This window comes from Oricola sp. (assembly GCF_022763245.1).
Classification (GTDB): Bacteria; Pseudomonadota; Alphaproteobacteria; order Rhizobiales; family Rhizobiaceae; genus Oricola.
In genome coordinates this window covers 299,343-316,798 of sequence record NZ_JALEGV010000041.1, presented here as the reverse complement: position 1 = coordinate 316,798, position 17,456 = coordinate 299,343, and the positions used below count along the sequence as shown (strand labels likewise).

The 17,456-nt window shown below is 65.7% G+C and carries 13 protein-coding genes and 1 other RNA gene; 11 read left to right on the top strand and 3 right to left on the bottom strand.

The window, feature by feature from the left end:
• Nucleotides 1-29 precede the first annotated feature (29 nt).
• Nucleotides 30-749: a glyoxalase superfamily protein gene (locus MRY80_RS22245; protein ID WP_293293439.1), complete on the top strand. Its 720-nt coding sequence runs from the start codon at nucleotides 30-32 to the stop codon at nucleotides 747-749.
• A gap of 25 nt (nucleotides 750-774) precedes the next feature.
• Here the strand turns inward: MRY80_RS22245 and ffs are convergent.
• Nucleotides 775-872, bottom strand: an RNA gene (ffs, locus tag MRY80_RS22240) — signal recognition particle sRNA small type.
• A 70-nt stretch (nucleotides 873-942) separates the two neighbouring features.
• On the opposite strand from ffs, the gene MRY80_RS22235 reads away from it, so the two are divergent.
• Together MRY80_RS22235 and MRY80_RS22230 are read left to right on the top strand one after the other, a co-directional pair.
• Nucleotides 943-1,359, top strand: a complete 417-nt coding sequence (locus MRY80_RS22235; RefSeq protein WP_293293438.1) for an HIT family protein — start codon at nucleotides 943-945, stop codon at nucleotides 1,357-1,359.
• A 110-nt stretch (nucleotides 1,360-1,469) separates the two neighbouring features.
• Nucleotides 1,470-2,582 carry an outer membrane beta-barrel protein gene (locus MRY80_RS22230; RefSeq protein WP_293293437.1) on the top strand — a complete coding sequence of 371 codons (1,113 nt, stop codon included), beginning with the start codon at nucleotides 1,470-1,472 and terminating at the stop codon, nucleotides 2,580-2,582.
• A gap of 63 nt (nucleotides 2,583-2,645) precedes the next feature.
• Here MRY80_RS22230 and MRY80_RS22225 read toward each other — a convergent pair whose 3' ends face one another.
• Nucleotides 2,646-3,299 carry a pyridoxamine 5'-phosphate oxidase family protein gene (locus tag MRY80_RS22225; RefSeq protein ID WP_293293436.1) on the bottom strand — a complete coding sequence of 218 codons (654 nt, stop codon included), beginning with the start codon at nucleotides 3,297-3,299 and terminating at the stop codon, nucleotides 2,646-2,648.
• Between the two features lie 200 nt (nucleotides 3,300-3,499).
• Between MRY80_RS22225 and nudC the strand changes: the two genes are divergently transcribed.
• The 4 genes from nudC to MRY80_RS22205 all read left to right on the top strand — a co-directional run bounded on the left by nudC (nucleotide 3,500) and on the right by MRY80_RS22205 (nucleotide 8,308).
• Nucleotides 3,500-4,468 (top strand): NAD(+) diphosphatase, encoded by a 969-nt coding sequence (gene nudC / locus MRY80_RS22220; RefSeq protein WP_293293435.1) that lies wholly within the window; start codon nucleotides 3,500-3,502, stop codon nucleotides 4,466-4,468.
• A gap of 4 nt (nucleotides 4,469-4,472) precedes the next feature.
• Nucleotides 4,473-5,021: a DUF924 family protein gene (locus MRY80_RS22215; RefSeq protein WP_293293434.1), complete on the top strand. Its 549-nt coding sequence runs from the start codon at nucleotides 4,473-4,475 to the stop codon at nucleotides 5,019-5,021.
• Between the two features lie 15 nt (nucleotides 5,022-5,036).
• Nucleotides 5,037-6,479 (top strand): hypothetical protein, encoded by a 1,443-nt coding sequence (locus tag MRY80_RS22210; RefSeq protein ID WP_293293433.1) that lies wholly within the window; start codon nucleotides 5,037-5,039, stop codon nucleotides 6,477-6,479.
• Between the two features lie 134 nt (nucleotides 6,480-6,613).
• Nucleotides 6,614-8,308: a long-chain-fatty-acid--CoA ligase gene (locus MRY80_RS22205; protein ID WP_293293432.1), complete on the top strand. Its 1,695-nt coding sequence runs from the start codon at nucleotides 6,614-6,616 to the stop codon at nucleotides 8,306-8,308.
• A gap of 70 nt (nucleotides 8,309-8,378) precedes the next feature.
• Here MRY80_RS22205 and MRY80_RS22200 read toward each other — a convergent pair whose 3' ends face one another.
• Nucleotides 8,379-11,765: a calcium-binding protein gene (locus tag MRY80_RS22200; RefSeq protein WP_293293431.1), complete on the bottom strand. Its 3,387-nt coding sequence runs from the start codon at nucleotides 11,763-11,765 to the stop codon at nucleotides 8,379-8,381.
• A 581-nt stretch (nucleotides 11,766-12,346) separates the two neighbouring features.
• Here MRY80_RS22200 and MRY80_RS22195 point away from each other — a divergent pair.
• From MRY80_RS22195 to MRY80_RS22180, 4 genes are all read left to right on the top strand, one after another.
• The gene (locus tag MRY80_RS22195) at nucleotides 12,347-13,486 is read left to right on the top strand and encodes an acyltransferase (RefSeq protein ID WP_293293430.1); all 1,140 of its coding nucleotides are present in this window, start codon (nucleotides 12,347-12,349) and stop codon (nucleotides 13,484-13,486) included.
• A 110-nt stretch (nucleotides 13,487-13,596) separates the two neighbouring features.
• On the top strand, nucleotides 13,597-15,234 hold the full coding sequence (gene pgi / locus MRY80_RS22190; RefSeq protein WP_293293429.1) for a glucose-6-phosphate isomerase: 1,638 nt from the start codon (nucleotides 13,597-13,599) through the stop codon (nucleotides 15,232-15,234).
• Nucleotides 15,235-15,332: 98 nt separating this feature from the next.
• A complete protein-coding gene (locus MRY80_RS22185; RefSeq protein WP_293293428.1) occupies nucleotides 15,333-15,536 on the top strand; it encodes a hypothetical protein in 204 nt (67 codons plus the stop codon).
• Between the two features lie 89 nt (nucleotides 15,537-15,625).
• Entirely contained in the window at nucleotides 15,626-17,425 is a 1,800-nt protein-coding gene (locus MRY80_RS22180; protein ID WP_293293427.1) for an IlvD/Edd family dehydratase, read from the top strand.
• Nucleotides 17,426-17,456: the final 31 nt, after the last annotated feature.

Below are 17,456 nucleotides of genomic sequence, written 5' to 3'. Positions count from 1 at the left end.
AGTTCGTCCCTCGACGGAGAACCGAACCCATGCCGACCAAATCCAATTCCGGCCAACCCGATCCGAAGACCATGGCGAAGGCCCTCAGGCAGGCGCTTGCCGCGCGCGGCGTGACGCTCAGCCACAGCGATTGCCTCGACCTCGTCGCCCAGCAGCACGGCCTGAACGACTGGAACGTCCTGGCCGCACGGCTGAAGGACAGCCCCGAAGCGCAGCCGCTGAAACTGCCGCGCGATTGGTATCCGACGGGCCGGATCGACAGGGACTATTACGAATATGGCCTCGATCCGGACGAAGCGGGCACCGGCGTGATCCGCTGTCTCGTGACGCGCGACAGCGCCACGCCGTTGCCGGACGACAGCTTCTGCTCGCTCATGCAAAGCGTGCTCGCGGACGATCTGAGGGGCCAGCGGTTGCGGCTTTCGGCGCAGTTGCGCACGCAGGACGCGGATTCAGGCGCGCTGTGGATGCGCATCGACCGGGCGCCCGGCCAGGCGCTGCGCTTCGACAACATGTTGCAGCGGCGCAGCAACGGCATTCTGACGGGCACGCAGCCCTGGTCGGCGCGCGCCATCGTGCTGGACGTGCCAGAAGAGGCAGCGACGGTGCATTTCGGCTTCATGCTGAACGGCCATGGCCGCGTCTGGGCGCGCGATTTCGACCTGCGTCCGGTGGGCTTGGAGGTCGCGACGACCGACGATTCCGGACGCGGCCTCGCGGGGCCGTCCAATCTGGACTTCTCGGCATAAGGCGCGGAACAATTAAAAAGGAAAGGCGGGAGGCTGGCACGGTGACCCGTGCCGTGGCTCGTTAGGGCTGCTTCCTTCCGGACCTGACCCGGTTGGCGAGTGGCTCGTCCACCACCAACCTCCCACGGGCGATATCGTATCTTGCGTTCACAAAAGCAAGTCATCGGTAAGAAAATTCTGCTATCGTAGCGTCATGAGACCGTTTGCGATCGACCCGACCCTTGAGAAAGACACGATTCCCGTGGCGGAAATCGGCCTGTGCCGGCTGTTGCTGATGAATGACAGCCGGTTCCCCTGGTTGATCCTCGTGCCGCAGCGCGTCGGGGTGACCGAACTGCACGACCTGTCGCCGCTCGACCAGACGATGCTGACCTTCGAGACCGTCACCGTCTCCGACAACCTGAAGCGCCTGACCGGCTGCCACAAGATCAACGTTGCCGCGCTCGGCAACCAGGTGGCGCAGTTGCACATGCATGTGATCGCCCGCTTCACCGGCGACGTCACATGGCCGAACCCGGTCTGGGGATCCGGCACTGCCGTGCCCTACGAGACGGGCGCCGCCGAGCAGTTCATCGCAGACTTCAAGGCGGGGTTCCAGGACGGAAGCTGACGTTGGGGAAGAATTTTCCCAACAAATTCAATCGCTTGTGTAGCAGAAATACAACCCTGCCGCGGTAATCCGCCGCTATGCTCGCCCCACTTTCAAAAAAGGGGCGTCTCATGAAACGCATCATCTTGACGGCCGCGGTTCTCGCGGCGGCGAGCGCTTCGAGCGCGCGGGCCAACGACGCGACCCGGGACTGGTCGGGCGTATGGGTCGGGTTCGGCGCGGGATATGCGAACGGCCGTCACGCCGCAACGCTGTCCGACGGCGGGCAATTCTGCATCGTCAACGCAACGGGCTGGTCTTCGGCCAGTTGCGCGACCGACGCCGGTTCCGCCCGAGCGCAGTCGGAAGCGGAGGTCGGCGTGAACTTCGCGACTGCCGATGCCGAAGGACGGCAGGATCCGTCGCAAGACGGGATCGATCAGGACTACGACGCGAATTACGGCGACCCGGCAACATCCGACACGCATGCCTTCGCATGGAGCGTCACCAGCATCCAACAGGCCCGAGCCGGCGCCTCTGTCAGCTCGGTTCCCGACCAGCGGGTCGGAGGCCTCTCCGTTTCCCATGCCGACGCTTCTAACGGCATCTATGCCGCCTATGCCTATTCCGACGTGGAGAACACCGACGGCGCCGGTGCCGCGCAGGCGGCGGCGTTCGTCGGGTTGTTCGATTTCGGTTCGTCCGGGCTGGCGGACGAGACCGGCCCTGCGATCGGCGGTCACATCGGCTACAATCATCAATTCGCCAACAACATCCTCGTCGGCGCAGAAGCGGATCTGACCGTGCTCGGCGCCGACGCGTCGCGGCTGATCGGTCAGGACGCGGCGAGCGTTGGCCTTCTCGGCGACGTGGCGGTTCGCCAGGAGGCTTCCGCCTCCGTCGATGCGCTTGCGAGCCTGCGCGGCCGGATGGGTGTCGCCAGCGGACGGTTTCTCACCTACGCGACCGGCGGCGTCGGCTTCGGCCGCTACACGGCGACGTTGGACAAGACACTGGAGACGTCCGAAGCGCACGACTTCGAAAGCCACGAGACGGACAGCAGGACGGCGATCGGCGCGGTTGTCGGCGGCGGCGTGTCGATGTGGCTCGGCGAGAATGCGGCGCTCAGCGGCGAGGTGCTCTACTACCATTTCGACGATGCGGTCACGTTCGGCACGGGCGAAACGATCGGCATCGAGGATGTCCTGACGGTCAGCGCCAAGATCAGCTTCCGGTTCCGGTAAACGGCTTCCGCCCTTCGCCGAGACGCGGAAAGGCCGGGGCTGCCGGTCTCTCCGCGGTTTGTGTCAGTACATCGTCTTCTGGTATTCGACCTCCAGGTCGTCATCGATCTGTTTCATGACCTCGGGATCGTCGGGGGCGCCGGAGGTCTGGTCGAGGACGATCCTGGACAGGGACGCCATTTCCGAGCGATCCTGCCGTTCGTCCGGATCCCAGAGCCTGGAGCGCCGGAACGCCTTGGCGCAGTGGACGAACACTTCCTCCACCGCGACGACTATGGCGATCGTCGGCGTCCGGTCCTTGACCGTCAGCATCGCGAGCAACTCCGGATCGCGGGTGATGCTCGCCTTGCCGTTGACGCGCATCGTGTCGTCGAAGCCGGGGATGATGAACAGGAGCCCGACCGCCGGGTTGGCGAGAATGTTGGTCTGCGTGTCGAGGCGGTTGTTGCCTGGCCGGTCGGGTATCAGCAGCGTGCGGTCGTCGAGGACCTTCACGAAACCGCGCGGATCGCCGCGCGGGCTGACATCGGCGCCGCCGTCGGGCGACTGGGTTCCAATGCACAGGAACGGCGAGCGGGCGAGAAACTCCCGGGCGTGCTTGTCGAGACGGTCCCGGCACTTGGCCACGGCGATGAGGCGGGTCGGCGGGAACAGCGTCCGCAACTCCTCTTCGTCCCGGACCAGATATTCCGTCCTCAATGCTGTCCCGTTCTCCATGCGACGCTCCTTCCCCATCTGAAAGCCTCTTCCGCCGGACTGTCGCGGCGAGGCCGGACCATAGCAGAGACATTGCCGCTCTCGATACCAGGTTGGACGGTCGCTGCGACGCCGAGACTAGCCGCGCGCGCTCCCATCTGGCAGAAACGGTGCGGTCGGGACCAGACCGGCCAGAACGGAACCTGCCACGAGGAGCGTCCATGATCATGCGCCTTGCCGACGCGCCGCATCCCGAACCGTCGAGCGAAACCGGCTTTGCGGGCAACCGGCTGGAGCGGCGATCCGAGAAGCGCAACGCCGACAGCGCCCGCGAGGCGCTGAAGGACGATCGCGCGCATCTCTATCTGTTCGCCGAGGGCAGGGTTCTGCTGAAACACGACGAGGAAGTGTTCGACCCGCTCTTCGCGCCGGGCGAGATCGTCGATCTGGACGTCGACCTGGAGGAGGCCGTCCTGCTCGGCTTCGACATCGACGAGACGCCGGTGCTGGCCGCCGACAGCGGCATCGACAGGGAACACCTGCCGCATTTCATCAAGGCGATTGACCTGCGCTCGGTCTACACGCAGGGGCTGGTCTCGGCGGACCGGCTCGGCGCCATCGCGCAAGCCTCATCCCTCGTCTCCTGGAACCGGACGCATCGCTTCTGTTCGCGCTGCGGCCATCAAAGCGAGATCACCGACGGCGGCTACAAGCGCGCCTGCCCCAATTGCGAGGCGCTGCATTTTCCACGCACCGATCCGGTCGTGATCATGCTGGCGCTGCGCACCGACGCCGACATGTGCCTCCTGGGGCGCGGGCCGCATTTCAACGAGGGCATGTATTCCTGCCTTGCCGGTTTCGTGGAGCCGGGCGAGACGATCGAGAACGCCGTGCGGCGCGAGACCGAGGAGGAAGCGGGCATCCGCATCGGCAAGGTCGCCTATCACGCCAGCCAGCCCTGGCCGTTTCCGCACACGCTGATGATCGGCTGCCACGCCGAGGCCGAGACGACCGAGATCAGGATCGACGACGACGAACTGGAGGATTGCCGCTGGTTTGCCCGCGCCGAGGTGCGTCAGATGCTCGACAACACGCATCCGCAGGGGCTGCGCACCCCGCCCATGGGCGCCATCGCGGCGCATCTGATCCAGGCTTGGGTCGAGGAAAACCGGGTCGAGGACAAGGAGTGAGACCATGCTGAAGGACGGCTGGCAGACGGAGGTTCTGGACTTCTGGTTTTCGGAGCTGACGCCGGAACAGTGGTACAAGAAGGACGATGCGGTCGACCGCACGATCGTCGAGCGCTTCGGCGCGCTGCATCACGATGTGGCGGCGACCGACAATGCGGTGTTGAGCGCCACGCGCGAGACGGCGCTCGCCGCCATCATCGTGCTCGACCAGTTCGCACGCAACATGTTCCGCGGCTCGCCGAAGAGCTTTTCCGGCGACGCCAAGGCACGCGCACTCGCCAATGCGGCGCTGTCGTCCGGTTTCGACGAGCCGATGAGCAACCAGGAAAAGCAGTTCCTCTACATGCCGTTCATGCATTCCGAAACGCTGGCCGACCAGGACCGTGCCGTGGCCCTGTTCGAAAAGCTCGGCAACGAGAACAGCCTGAAATTCGCCCATCTTCATCGCGATCCGATCGCCGCCTTCGGCCAGTTTCCGCACCGAAATGCCGTTCTCGGGCGGCCGACCTCGCCGGCCGAAGCGGCCTGGATCGAGGAGCATGGCGGCTTCTGAGCGGCGGGCGCGGCGATGGGTGACGACAGATACGCACCGATCGCAGGGCTGATCCGGGCGATGCCGGCACAAGGCGGCGATCCGGGCGAGATCGCGCGGCTGATCGACGGCAATCGCGATCCGGAGCTGTTCTGGGCCATCTGCGACTGGGGCACGTCGACGCCCTGGCCGCCGGCCCTGCAGGCGATGCTGGAAATACTGTTTCACCCGGAGATCGAGCTGCATCCGCATGCCGTGGGCGAGACGCTCGACCAGCTCTTCTACCACGCGCCGGTTTTCATGGTGGACGCCTATCTCGACCGGATGGAGTGGCTGATCGCCGAAGCGCCGGCTCGCGCGCCCGACTGCTGGTGGGACTTGACCGCCACCTTGCAGGAACGCATGACGGCGGCCGGCCGGGACGATCTCGCCGCCCGCATCGCGCCGATCGACGACGCGGTGGAGCGCATTCTCGAAGACGAGGACCGGCACGCGATGCATGCCGTCTTCCGGCGTTTCGACCCGATCGCGGCGGGCGACTGGAACTGGAGCGACCTCGATGCGGCGATGAAGGCGCTCGCCGAGTGCAGTGCGTGGTGGGATCTGCTGCCCGAATGCCTCGCCGAACTCGAACCGAGGCGGGCGGGCGCGTTCTGGTGCGCCGTCCTGATGCGGGCCATGGCGAGCCATGTGCGCTGCTTCGACACCATGCCCGACGAGACCGTGGGCGAATGGATCACCGATGCGCTCGGTCAGAACGACGAACGCCCGCTCGGCGACGCCGCCCGCGCCGCGCTCGCCGTCCTCGCTTCCCGCTTCGCGCCGGGGATGAACGACCGGTTCGGCGATGCGGCGCGTGCGGCCGGAGACCGGCTCGGCGTCGATTTCGCACGCGCAGGCGTGCCGGCCGACGCGCCAACCTACTGGTCGATGTTGCGCCGCCTGGTTCGGCGCGCCGACCATTACGCCAAACCGCGTGACGAGCGGCTGGACGTTCCTCAGGATTTGCGTGGAACAGCCGTGTTCGGCCATGCGGCCGACGCCGCAAGAGCCAGACCGCCGAAGGCGACGCGCGCGGAGACCGATGCCGTTCTCGCGGCACTAATGTCGGGTGCGAAACGGCCGGCGATCGCCGCCGAGGCATCCGCGTGGTGGAGGGACTGGTCGTTTCGCGGGGCGGTGCTCACCGCGATCGCGCGCGCCCTGTCCGAAGGCCGCGTGAAAGAGCCGGGCCCGGTCGGCATGGTGATCCTGCACGGATTGGCCGGGGAGGACGACCCCACCTTGGTCAATGCGGCCCGCGCGGCGGCGGCCTATCTGCGCCACGGCGACGACCCGGCGTGGAAGAACCGGCTTTGGCAGGCGGGCCACGAGACGCGAGACCGGCGGCCGTTCGCTCGCGGCGACCTGCATGCCGCTCTTTCGGACCTTTTGTGGGACGCCCGGTCGCCGAATGGCGGCGCAGAGCGGCCGAAATGACGTTTACGTTTACGTAAAAAGTCTTGAATCGTGAACAACAGCGAAATATGTCAGCTTGATGCGGCGACGAAGCGCGGGTTCGCGCTCGTTTCGCGACAAGAGGCGGTCCCACCAAGCCGTCCGGGAGGAACGACATGGAAAACGCGACCCGGGCGGATTCGCCCTATGCAGCCAAGCCCTGGCTGAGCTCCTATCCCGAGGGCGTGCCCGCGGAGATGGCTGAGATCGCCTACGCCTCGCTTGCCGACATGATTGACACGTGCTGCGTGAAATATGCCGACCGTCCGGCCTTCACCTGCATGGACGCCTCGATGAGTTTCGGCGAACTCGACGCGGCCTCGAAGGCTTTCGGCGCCTATCTGCAGGGGCTGGGCCTCGCCAAGGGCGCCCGCGTGGCGCTGATGATGCCGAACATCCTGCAATATCCGGTGGCGCTCTACGGCGTGTTGCGGGCGGGCTACACGGTGGTCAACGTCAACCCGCTCTACACGCCGCGCGAGCTGGAGCACCAGTTGAAGGATTCCGGCGCGGAAGCGATCGTGATCCTGGAGAACTTCGCCCATACGCTGCAGCAGGTCGCCTCCAAGACGAACGTGAAGCATATGGTCGTCACCGCCATGGGCGACCTGATGGGGCTGAAGGGCCACCTCGTCAATCTCGTCGTGCGCAAGGTCAAGAAGATGGTCCCGGCCTGGTCCCTGCCGGGCCACACGCCGTTCAAGAAGGCGCTGTCGGCGGGCAAGGGCCGGTCGTTGCGTCCCCAGCAGCTGACGCGGGACGATGTCGCCTTCCTGCAATATACGGGCGGCACGACCGGCGTTTCCAAAGGGGCGACGCTGACGCATGGCAACATCCTGGCCAATGTGCAGCAGAACGGGCACTGGGTGGGCGTGGCGTTTTCGGCGCGCGGCCGGCCGGACCAGATCACCTTCATGTGCGCGCTGCCGCTCTACCACATCTTCGCGCTGACGGTGAACGCGATCGTCGGGCTGGACCAGGGCGGGCACAACGTGCTGATCCCCAATCCGCGCGACATTCCGGCCTTCGTCAAGGAAATGGCGAAATACGAGTGGAACTTCTTCGCCGGGCTCAACACGCTGTTCAACGCACTTTTGAACAACGAGGACTTCCGCAAGCTCGACTTCAGCCATGTGAAGCTGGTGATGGGCGGCGGCATGGCCGTGCAGAAGCCCGTCGCCGACCGCTGGAAGGAGGTAACCGGCACGCTGATCTACGAGGGCTACGGCCTGTCGGAGACGTCGCCGGTCGCCACCGCCAACCGTTTCGACGCGGCGGAGTTCTCGGGCACGATCGGTATTCCGCTGCCCTCGACCGACATCGCCATCCGCGACGAGGACGGCAACGACGTTCCGCTGAGCGAGGTCGGCGAGATTTGCATTCGCGGTCCGCAGGTGATGGCCGGCTACTGGAACCGGCCGGACGAGACGGAAAAGGTGATGACCGCCGACGGGTATTTCCGCTCCGGGGACATGGGTTTCATGGACCAGCGCGGCTACACCAAGATCGTCGATCGCAAGAAGGACATGATCCTCGTCTCCGGCTTCAACGTCTATCCCAACGAGGTTGAGGAAGTCGCCGCGTCGCATCCGGGCATCGTCGAGGCGGCGGCGATCGGGGTGCCGGACGACCATTCCGGCGAGATCGTCAAGCTCTTCGTCGTGCGCCGGGACGAAAGCGTCACCGAACAGGTCGTCAAGGACCACTGTGCGGCGCATCTGACCAATTACAAGCGGCCCAAGGTCGTGGAATTCCGCGAGGACCTGCCGAAGACCAATGTCGGCAAGATCCTGCGGCGCGAATTGCGCTGATCGCCAATTAAGAAATCCCGGCCGTCTCCGGCCGGGATCGTGATTGTCCGCGCGGCCTCGGCCGCACCGGTCAGGCGAAGACGAAGTCGCTCTGGTCTAGGCCGAAATCGGACTGGCCGATGACGGAGACTTCGACCAGCCGACCGTCATCATTGGTGTAGGACACCTCGTAGTAATTGCCGCCGATCGCGTTGATCGACAGGTCGTCCAAGCCGGCGACCGCGTCGATGCGCGAAAAGTCGATCAGGTCGGATCCGTCCTCGAAGTCGAGGATCGAGCCGCCTCGTGCGCCGTTTTCGAAGACAAAGAGGTCCTCGCCGGTGCCGCCGAACATCTGGTCGGTGCCACTGTCGGCGACGAGCGTGTCGTTGCCCTCATTGCCGAACAGCATGTCGCTGCCCCAGCCGCCCTCGACCCAGTCGTCGCCCGCGCCGCCGAAAATGACGTCGTTATGTCCGTCGCCGAAGAGGAAGTCGTTGTCGGCCCCGCCATTGATCACGTCGGCGCCGTTCTGGCCGTGAACGATGTCGGCGGCGGCGGTGCCGGTCAGGGAATTGGCGTCGCCGTCGCCATAGACCAGATTGCCGACTGCGGCGCTGGCGGGGGCATCGGCATAGGCGTCGATGCCGTCGAACACGCCGGCGGCCTGCACGGTGATGTCGTCGGCGGTGACCAGGTCGCCATAGACCTTGATCGTGCCGACGAGATCCTCGTCATGGGCGCCGCCATTGTCGCCTTGCTGGGAGCGCAGCTGGATCAGCGAATAGTCGCCGTCATCGTCCTCGCCATAGGTGATGCTGGCGATCTCGACCGTGTGGCCGCGGACGACGATCTTGTCTCCGTCCTGGTTGGAATAGTCGGTGATGACGTCGTTGCCGATGCCCTCGACCCAGTGATCGTGGAGCGCCCCGTTTTCGCCCGCGACGCGCCGCCAGTCCACGCTGCCGTCCTCACGGGTGTAGCGCGCGATCACGGCCGCGGTGGCGTTGAGTTGCAGGTTGAAGACGAAGGTGTCCTTGCCCTGGCCGCCCGAGACGACGTCATTGGCCGTCGCCGGATCGACGGCGGGCGTGATGCGGCCGTCCGCGCCCGGCTCCTGCGCCGGATCGGGCTCGCCGCCGTCGGAGGTGAGGCGGATCTCGTCGCGACCGGCGCCGGTGGAGATGACCTGCGCGCCCGTGGTGGCGACGACATAGTCGGTGGTCTCGACACTGTCCGGGGCGGTCACGATCTCCTCACCGTCGGTGTCGGAGAAGAAGGACTGGACGCCGCCATTGTAGTCGCCGAGCGCATCGACCTGGCCGAGTTGATCGACGCCATCGAAGACGCCGGCCGCCTGGACGGTGATGTCGTTGATGGTGACCGTGTCGCCATAGACCTTGATCGTGCCGAGCGCGTCCTCGTCATGGGCGCCGGTCGCGGTGTTCGCCCCGCCGGCCCCACCATTGCCTTGCTGGCTGATGACGCGGATCAGCGAATAGCTGCCGCCGTCGTCGGACCCGTAGGTGATCTCGGCGACCTCGACGGTGTGGCCGCGGATGACGATCTTGTCGCCTTCCGCCTTGGAATAGTCGGTGATGACGTCGTTGCCGAAACCCTCAACCCAATGGTCGTGGACATTGTCGTTCTCGCCCGCGACGCCGCGCCAGTTGATCGAGCCGTTTGAGTTGGTATGGGCGGCCAGCACCTCCGCCTTCGCGTTGAGAAGGGCGCGGAATTCGAAGATATCGCGTCCGTCGCCACCGGTCAGCACGTCATTGGCCACGCCTTCGGGAATGGCCTCGGTGACACGGCCCTCGGCGCCATCGGTCTGGGCGGGGTCGGATTCGCCCGCATCGGCATAGGAGATGATCCGGTCGCCGCCGCTGCCACCATCGACCTCCTGGCTGCCGCTGCCGGCGACGATCGTGTCCCAGCGGTCCGTGCCGGTGAAGGTCTGCTCGATGTCCTGCGGATTGTCGGCGCCCCATTGCGGCTGGGTGACCTCGGGCGCCTCGTTGTCGGCGAGCGCTTCCTGCGCCGCCGCGGCGATCGCGTCGAGCTGGTCGACGCCGTCGAACACGCCGGCGGCCTGGACCGTGACGTCGTCGACGGTGACGGTGTCGCCATAGACCTTGATCGTGCCGAGGAGGTCCTCGTCATGGGCGCCGCCATTGTCGCCCTGCTGGGAGCGCAGCTGGATCAGCGAGTAGTCGCCGCCATCGTCCTCGCCATAGGTGATCTCGGCGATTTCGACCGTGTGGCCGCGGATGACGATCTTGTCGCCGTCCTGCTTCGAATAGTCGGTAATGACGTCATTGCCGATGCCCTCGACCCAGTGATCGTGGACATTGTCGTTCTCGCCGGCGACACCGCGCCAGTTGATGGTGCCGTTCCAGCGGGTGTGCTCTGCCAGGATCTCCTGTTTCGCGTTGAGGAGCAGGTTGAAGGAAAAGGTGTCGGCGCCCTGGCCGCCGGTGAAGACGTCATCGGCTGCGCCGTCGGCGACCGCCGCGTTGACCCGGCCTTCCGCACCGTCGGTCTGGGCGGGATCCGGCTCGCCGCCGTCGGAGAAGCTGTAGAGATAGTCGCGGCCGCCGCCCGCATCGACCTCCTGCGCGCCCTCGCCGACGCGGACGATGTCGGTCTGGTCGCCGAGGATGCCGGTGTAGGAGGTGCCGTCCGTGTTGCTGTAGACTTCCTGCTTCACGCCGGCATCGGCGTCGCCGTAAATCTCGTCCACGGTTTCCAGCTGGTCGATGCCGTCGAAGACGCCGGCGGCCTGGACGGTGATGTCGTTGACGGTGACCGTGTCGCCATAGACCTTGATCGTGCCGAGCGCGTCCTCGTCATGGGCGCCGGTCTCCGTATTGGCCCCGCCGGCCCCGCCATTGCCCTGCTGGCTGATGACGCGGATCAGCGAATAGCTGCCGCCGTCGTCGGACCCGTAGGTGATCTCGGCGACCTCGACCGTGTGGCCACGGATGACGATCTTGTCGCCTTCCGCCTTGGAATAGTCGGTGATGACGTCGTTGCCGAAGCCCTCGACCCAATGGTCGTGGACATTGTCGTTCTCGCCAGCCACGGCGCGCCAATTGACGCTGCCATCGGCGTTGGTGTGTTCGGCGATCGTGCTTTCCTTGGCGTTGAGCAGGGCGCGGAACTCGAAGGTGTCGCCGCCCGTGCCCCCGGTCAGCACATCATCTGCGGCGCCGTCGGCGACCGCCGCGGTGACACGGCCTTCCGCGCCATCCGTCTGCGCCGGATCGGGCTCTCCGCCGTCGCCATAGGAGATGATGCGGTCATTGCCGGCGCCGCCGTCGAAGACCTGCTGGCCACTGCCCAGATAGGCCGTGTCGCCGTAGCGTGAACCCTCGATGTCCTGCGGCCCCTGCCCGCCGGTTCCCGCGTCGAGGCTCTGTGCCTGCTTTGCTCCGAGATCGGTGTCGCCAACCTGCGTGATGGTGCTGTCCGCCATGTCCCAGTCTCCTCTGATCAAGCGAACCGGCAACCCCGCAATGGCCCTCCAAACACCCCGTTCGAACGCCCGATCGGCTCGCGCGTTAACGATTGAGAGGCAATGTTTGCGCAAATGGTAAGCGATCGCCGACAAATTTATTCAATTGTCGGACCGGCTTTTCTTGCGGCCGAGGCATGAACATCAAGGTATTGAAATAGAAACGGAAATCTGGACTGTTTCCAAGATTTTGGAGACCCTGATCACGAAATGTTACAGAGATCAGGCGCCGAAATCGGATGATTTATTCCACCGAGCCCAAAGTTTTCGCATGCTCTTCATGTTGCGTTTACCGTCACGAGCAGCGGGCCGTTCCGACATTGTTAACCATGAGCGCGCGGCGGCCCCATTTGCCGGCTCAATGCCGGTCGCGGACATCCGAACGCAGCTCTCACCGCCTGAACCAGAGCGGGACCGGCTTGGGACAATCTTAACCACCCGGCCAAGGTTTTCCCTTGGGTTAACCGCAGGGGCAGCGCGCGATGCGAGACTGGAGCCCAGGGTCGAAGGACGCAATGGGCAAGACGGTGGATCAAACACGGATGGCTGCGATCGCGCGGGACGGCACGGCCGGGCCGAACGGACTGCCGCGGCGTTTCCACTGGCTCGATTTCCTGCGCTTCATGGCGGCGGTGAGCGTGGTGCTGCACCACTATTATTTCTTCTATTTCGACGGCCTCGCCATTCCGATGAGCAAGGAGGAGATGGTGGCGCGCTTTCCGTCGCCGCTGCTCGGCTTCTTCTTTCATCACGGCAAGGACGCGGTGCTGTTCTTCTGGGTGCTGTCGGGCTTCGTCTTCGCACACACCTATTTCCAGCGCCCCGCCGACGGACCGTCCTTTGCGATCGCGCGCTTCGCCCGGCTCTACCCGCTGCATTTCGCGACGTTGATCGCGATGCTCGTCTTGCAGGTGGCGAGCACGCAGCTGACGGGCTCGGCGCAGGTGGTCGGCAACAATGACGCGCGTCATTTCGTGCTGCAGCTCTTCCTCGTCTCGGCCTGGGGGCTTCAGGCGGGCGAGAGCTTCAATGCGCCAATCTGGTCGGTCTCCGCGGAGGTCGGCGTCTATCTCGTCTTCTACCTGATGCATCGCCACAGACTGTTCCAGACCGTCGCCGGACAGGCGCTCGCGCTGCTGACGGCGATCGCGGCGTCGCAATGGATCGGGTCCGGCGTGATTTTGGCCTGCGCGGCATTCTTCTTCGCCGGCTCGCTGGCCTATCTCCTCGTGCGCGACCGCAGGCCTGCGGATTTCGTGATCGCCGCGGTGCTGGCAGGGGCGGCGCTTGCCTTTCCCAATGCGCTGACGCTGTTCGGCGAGCGGCAGACACTGCTGGTTCCAGCCTTCGCGCTGGTCGTGCTCTCCTGCGCCTGGCTGGACATCATCGGCCTGCCGGGCGGCCGGGCCGCTGGCCATCTCGGCGATTTCACCTACAGCGTCTACCTGTTGCATCTGCCGATGATCGTGGCGGCACTGCTCGTCGTCGACCTGACAGGCGTGGCCGATCGCGGCTTCCTGTCGAGCCCGTTGTGGCTCACCTTCTATCTGGCGGCGGTGTTCGGAGCGGGCATCGTCTGCCATCGCCGTTTCGAACGACCGGCGGACCGGGCGATCCGCGCCTGGCTGACCGCACGACGCGAAGCGCCGGCGACAGAGCCAGGCGAAACCTATGCCGGATGAGCGGCAATGACCGCCGCATCTTGCATTCGCGACGCACAGGTTCTTTAAAGTCCTGACTGATCGCCCGAGCCGACATTCGCCACACCGTGGTCCGATCCGGAGACACCGCCATGCCGACGAAGACCGACGCCATCGCCGCGCTGAAACGCCATGCCGAGACCGAAGCGCCGCAGGACATGCGCGCCGCTTTCGCTGCCGATCCCGCCCGATTCTCGCGGCAAAGCACCCGGCTGGATGACATGCTGCTCGACTGGTCGAAATGCCGGGTGACCGAGACGACGCTGGCGCTGTTGGACGAGTTGGCGCGGGCCTGCAACGTGGCCGGCCGCCGCGACGCGATGTTTGCCGGTGAGAAGATCAACACGACGGAAGACCGCGCGGTGCTGCACACGGCGCTGCGCAACCGAGCCAACACGCCGGTCATGGTGGATGGCGAGGATGTGATGGGCGACGTCAACGCGGTGCTCGCCGCGATGGCCGATTTCTGCCACGGTGTGCGCGCCGGCACGATCAAGGGGGCGACCGGCGAGACGATCACAGACGTCGTCAATATCGGCATCGGCGGCTCGGATCTCGGGCCGGCCATGGCCGTTCTGGCGCTGTCGCCCTTCCATGACGGGCCGCGCAGCCATTTCGTCTCCAATATCGACGGGGCGCATATCGCCGACACGCTGGCCGGCCTCGATCCGGCCCGCACGCTGTTCATCATCGCGTCGAAGACCTTCACCACCATCGAGACCATGACCAATGCCGCGACCGCGCGGAGCTGGCTCGTCAACGCGCTGGGCGAAGACGCTGTCGGCGCGCATTTCTGCGCGGTCTCGACGGCGCTTCCCAAGGTCGCCGCCTTCGGCATCGGCGAGGACCGCACCTTCGGCTTCTGGGACTGGGTGGGCGGACGCTATTCGCTGTGGAGCGCCATCGGACTGCCGATCATGATGGCGATCGGGCCGGAAAATTTCGGCCGCCTGCTCGACGGCGCCCACGCGATCGACACGCATTTCCGATCCGCGCCGACGCTCGAGAACCTGCCGATGATGCTCGGCCTGATCGGCTACTGGCACCGGGCGATCTGCGATTATCCGTCGCGCGCCGTCATTCCCTACGACCAGCGGCTCGCGCGGCTGCCGGCCTATCTGCAGCAGCTGGACATGGAATCGAACGGCAAGGGCGTGACGGTTTCCGGCGAGCCGGTGGACGGCGTTTCCGGACCGATCGTCTGGGGCGAGCCGGGCACAAACGGCCAGCACGCCTTCTTCCAGCTTCTGCACCAGGGCACGGATGTGGTGCCGGTGGAGTTCCTCGTCGCGGCGAACGGGCACGAGCCCGACCTGCGCCACCACCACGAGCTGTTGCTGGCCAACTGCCTGGCACAATCCGAAGCGCTGATGAAGGGCCGCACGCTGGAGGAAGCCAAGGCGCAACTTCTCGCCAAGGGAATGGACGAGGCCGAAGCGGCCGCGCTTGCCCCGCATCGCGTCTTTTCCGGCAACCGGCCCTCGATCACCATCGCCTATGAGCGGCTGGATCCCTACACGCTGGGGCGCATCATCGCGCTCTACGAACACCGGGTGTTTGTCGAGGCGCAGCTCTTCGGCATCAACGCCTTCGACCAGTGGGGCGTCGAGCTCGGCAAGGAGCTCGCAACAGCGCTGCTGCCGGTGGTCGAAACCGGCGAGGGCGCGGAGGCGCGCGACGGCTCCACGGCCGCCCTTGTGGCGCATCTGCGCGGGCTGGCGGCCTCGTAATTGCCGCTGGGTCCGTCGCGGCGCGACGGACGCTACGGAACCCAATGCGGTCTGCGTGCGTTTCCCTTTCAAGCACCGTCTGGAAAGGAACCCTTGCCATGCCGATCAGCGCTTCTCGCGACACCCTCGACGGGATGGACCACCGCATGGACGCGCCTCGGCTTCGGCCCCGCGCGATCCGGGAAGCAAGGCGGCGCGCCGTCTCCGAAACGGGCGTCATCGCCGTCGCGCTGCTCTTTGCCATCGCGCTTGGAACCGCCAGCATGGTGGAGGCTGCGATCGCCTCGCCGCTGTTGCCCTGACACTTCGCCCAATCGTCTTTTGCTTGTGACCTCGCCCGCCTTCGCATAACGCTTCTGGCATCCAATTGACGTGGTGACCGGAGGGCATGATGAGCGGAGAAAGCAAGACCAGGCTGCGCAGCCAGCAATGGTTCGACAATCCGGACGATCCCGGCATGACCGCGCTCTATCTGGAGCGCTATCTCAATTTCGGCCTGACGCGTGACGAGCTGCAGTCCGGCAAGCCGATCATCGGCATTGCCCAGACCGGCTCGGACCTCTCGCCCTGCAACCGCCACCATATCGAACTGGCCAAGCGCGTGCGCGCGGGCATCGAGGCGGCCGGCGGCATTCCCTTCGAATTTCCCTGCCACCCGATCCAGGAAACCGGCAAGCGGCCGACGGCGTCGCTCGACCGCAACCTCGCCTATCTGTCGCTGGTCGAGGTGCTCTACGGCTACCCGCTGGACGGGGTGGTGCTGACGATCGGCTGCGACAAGACCACGCCGGCTCTCTTGATGGCGGCGGCGACCGTCAACATTCCAGCCATCGCGCTCTCGGTCGGCCCGATGCTGAACGGATGGCATCGCGGAGAACGCACCGGCTCCGGCACGGTCGTGTGGAAGTCGCGCGAGCGCCTGTCGGCCGGCGAGATCGACTATGAGGAATTCATGGACATCGTCGCGTCTTCGGCGCCCTCCGTCGGCTATTGCAACACGATGGGCACGGCCTCGACGATGAACTCGCTGGCCGAGGCGCTGGGCATGCAACTCCCCGGCTCGGCCGCGATCCCCGCGCCCTACCGCGAGCGCGGGCAGATTTCCTATGACACGGGCAGACGCATCGTGGAGATGGTGCATGAGGACCTGAAGCCCTCGGACATCATGACGCGCGAGGCGTTCGAAAATGCCATCGTCGTCAATTCGGCGATCGGCGGCTCGACCAACGCGCCGATCCACCTGAACGCGGTGGCCCGGCATCTGGGCGTCGCGCTCGACAATGACGATTGGCAGGCGGTCGGCCATGCGATCCCGCTGCTCGTCAACCTGCAGCCGGCGGGGGAATTTCTCGGCGAGGACTATTGCCGCGCCGGCGGCGTTCCGGCGGTGGTGATGGAGCTGATGAAGGCAGGGCTGCTGCCGCATCCGGGCGCGGTCACCGCCAATGGTCGGACGATCGGCGAAAATTGCGAAGCCGTCGAGAATTTGAACACCGACGTCATCCGCACAGTCGCCGCGCCGATGGTGGAACATGCGGGCTTCCTCAACCTGAAAGGCACGCTGTTTGATTCCGCGATCATGAAGACGAGCGTGATCTCCGAGGAATTCCGTAAGCGATACCTTTCTGATCCGGACGATCCCGACGCCTTCGAGGGCAAGGTCGCCGTCTTTGACGGGCCGGAGGACTATCACACGCGCATCGACGATCCGGCCGAAGGCATCGACGAGCACACGATCCTGATCATGCGCGGCGCCGGGCCGATCGGCTATCCGGGCGCGGCCGAAGTCGTGAACATGCAGCCGCCGAACTACCTGATCCGAAAGGGCGTCAAGTCGCTGCCCTGCCTCGGCGACGGTCGGCAGTCGGGTACGTCCGGCTCACCCTCGATCCTGAACGCCTCACCGGAGGCCGCCGCGATGGGCGGACTGGCGCTGCTGCGCAACGGCGACCGCATCCGCATCGACCTGAAGAAGGGCGAGGCCGACATCCTGCTGCCCGACGAGGAGCTGGCGGCGCGGCGCAGCGCGCTGGAGGCGGCGGGCGGCTACGCCTATCCGGCGCACCAGACGCCATGGCAGGAAATCCAGCGCTCGATGGTCGACCAGCTGTCGGAGGGCATGGTGCTGAAGCCGGCGGTCAAGTACCAGCGGGTCGCGCAGACCAAGGGCGTTCCGCGCGACAATCACTGACCGCGGCGAGTTCGATCTGCCCGCCTTCGGC

Coding starts and splice junctions, on each gene's coding strand:
- MRY80_RS22180 (WP_293293427.1), top strand. CDS start 15,626: ATGAGCGGAGAAAGCAAGACCAGGCTGCGCAGCCAGCAATGGTTCGAC.
- MRY80_RS22185 (WP_293293428.1), top strand. CDS start 15,333: ATGCCGATCAGCGCTTCTCGCGACACCCTCGACGGGATGGACCACCGC.
- nudC (WP_293293435.1), top strand. CDS start 3,500: ATGATCATGCGCCTTGCCGACGCGCCGCATCCCGAACCGTCGAGCGAA.
- MRY80_RS22205 (WP_293293432.1), top strand. CDS start 6,614: ATGGAAAACGCGACCCGGGCGGATTCGCCCTATGCAGCCAAGCCCTGG.
- MRY80_RS22235 (WP_293293438.1), top strand. CDS start 943: ATGAGACCGTTTGCGATCGACCCGACCCTTGAGAAAGACACGATTCCC.
- MRY80_RS22215 (WP_293293434.1), top strand. CDS start 4,473: ATGCTGAAGGACGGCTGGCAGACGGAGGTTCTGGACTTCTGGTTTTCG.
- MRY80_RS22210 (WP_293293433.1), top strand. CDS start 5,037: ATGGGTGACGACAGATACGCACCGATCGCAGGGCTGATCCGGGCGATG.
- MRY80_RS22245 (WP_293293439.1), top strand. CDS start 30: ATGCCGACCAAATCCAATTCCGGCCAACCCGATCCGAAGACCATGGCG.
- MRY80_RS22200 (WP_293293431.1), bottom strand. CDS start 11,765: ATGGCGGACAGCACCATCACGCAGGTTGGCGACACCGATCTCGGAGCA.
- pgi (WP_293293429.1), top strand. CDS start 13,597: ATGCCGACGAAGACCGACGCCATCGCCGCGCTGAAACGCCATGCCGAG.
- MRY80_RS22195 (WP_293293430.1), top strand. CDS start 12,347: ATGGCTGCGATCGCGCGGGACGGCACGGCCGGGCCGAACGGACTGCCG.
- MRY80_RS22230 (WP_293293437.1), top strand. CDS start 1,470: ATGAAACGCATCATCTTGACGGCCGCGGTTCTCGCGGCGGCGAGCGCT.
- MRY80_RS22225 (WP_293293436.1), bottom strand. CDS start 3,299: ATGGAGAACGGGACAGCATTGAGGACGGAATATCTGGTCCGGGACGAA.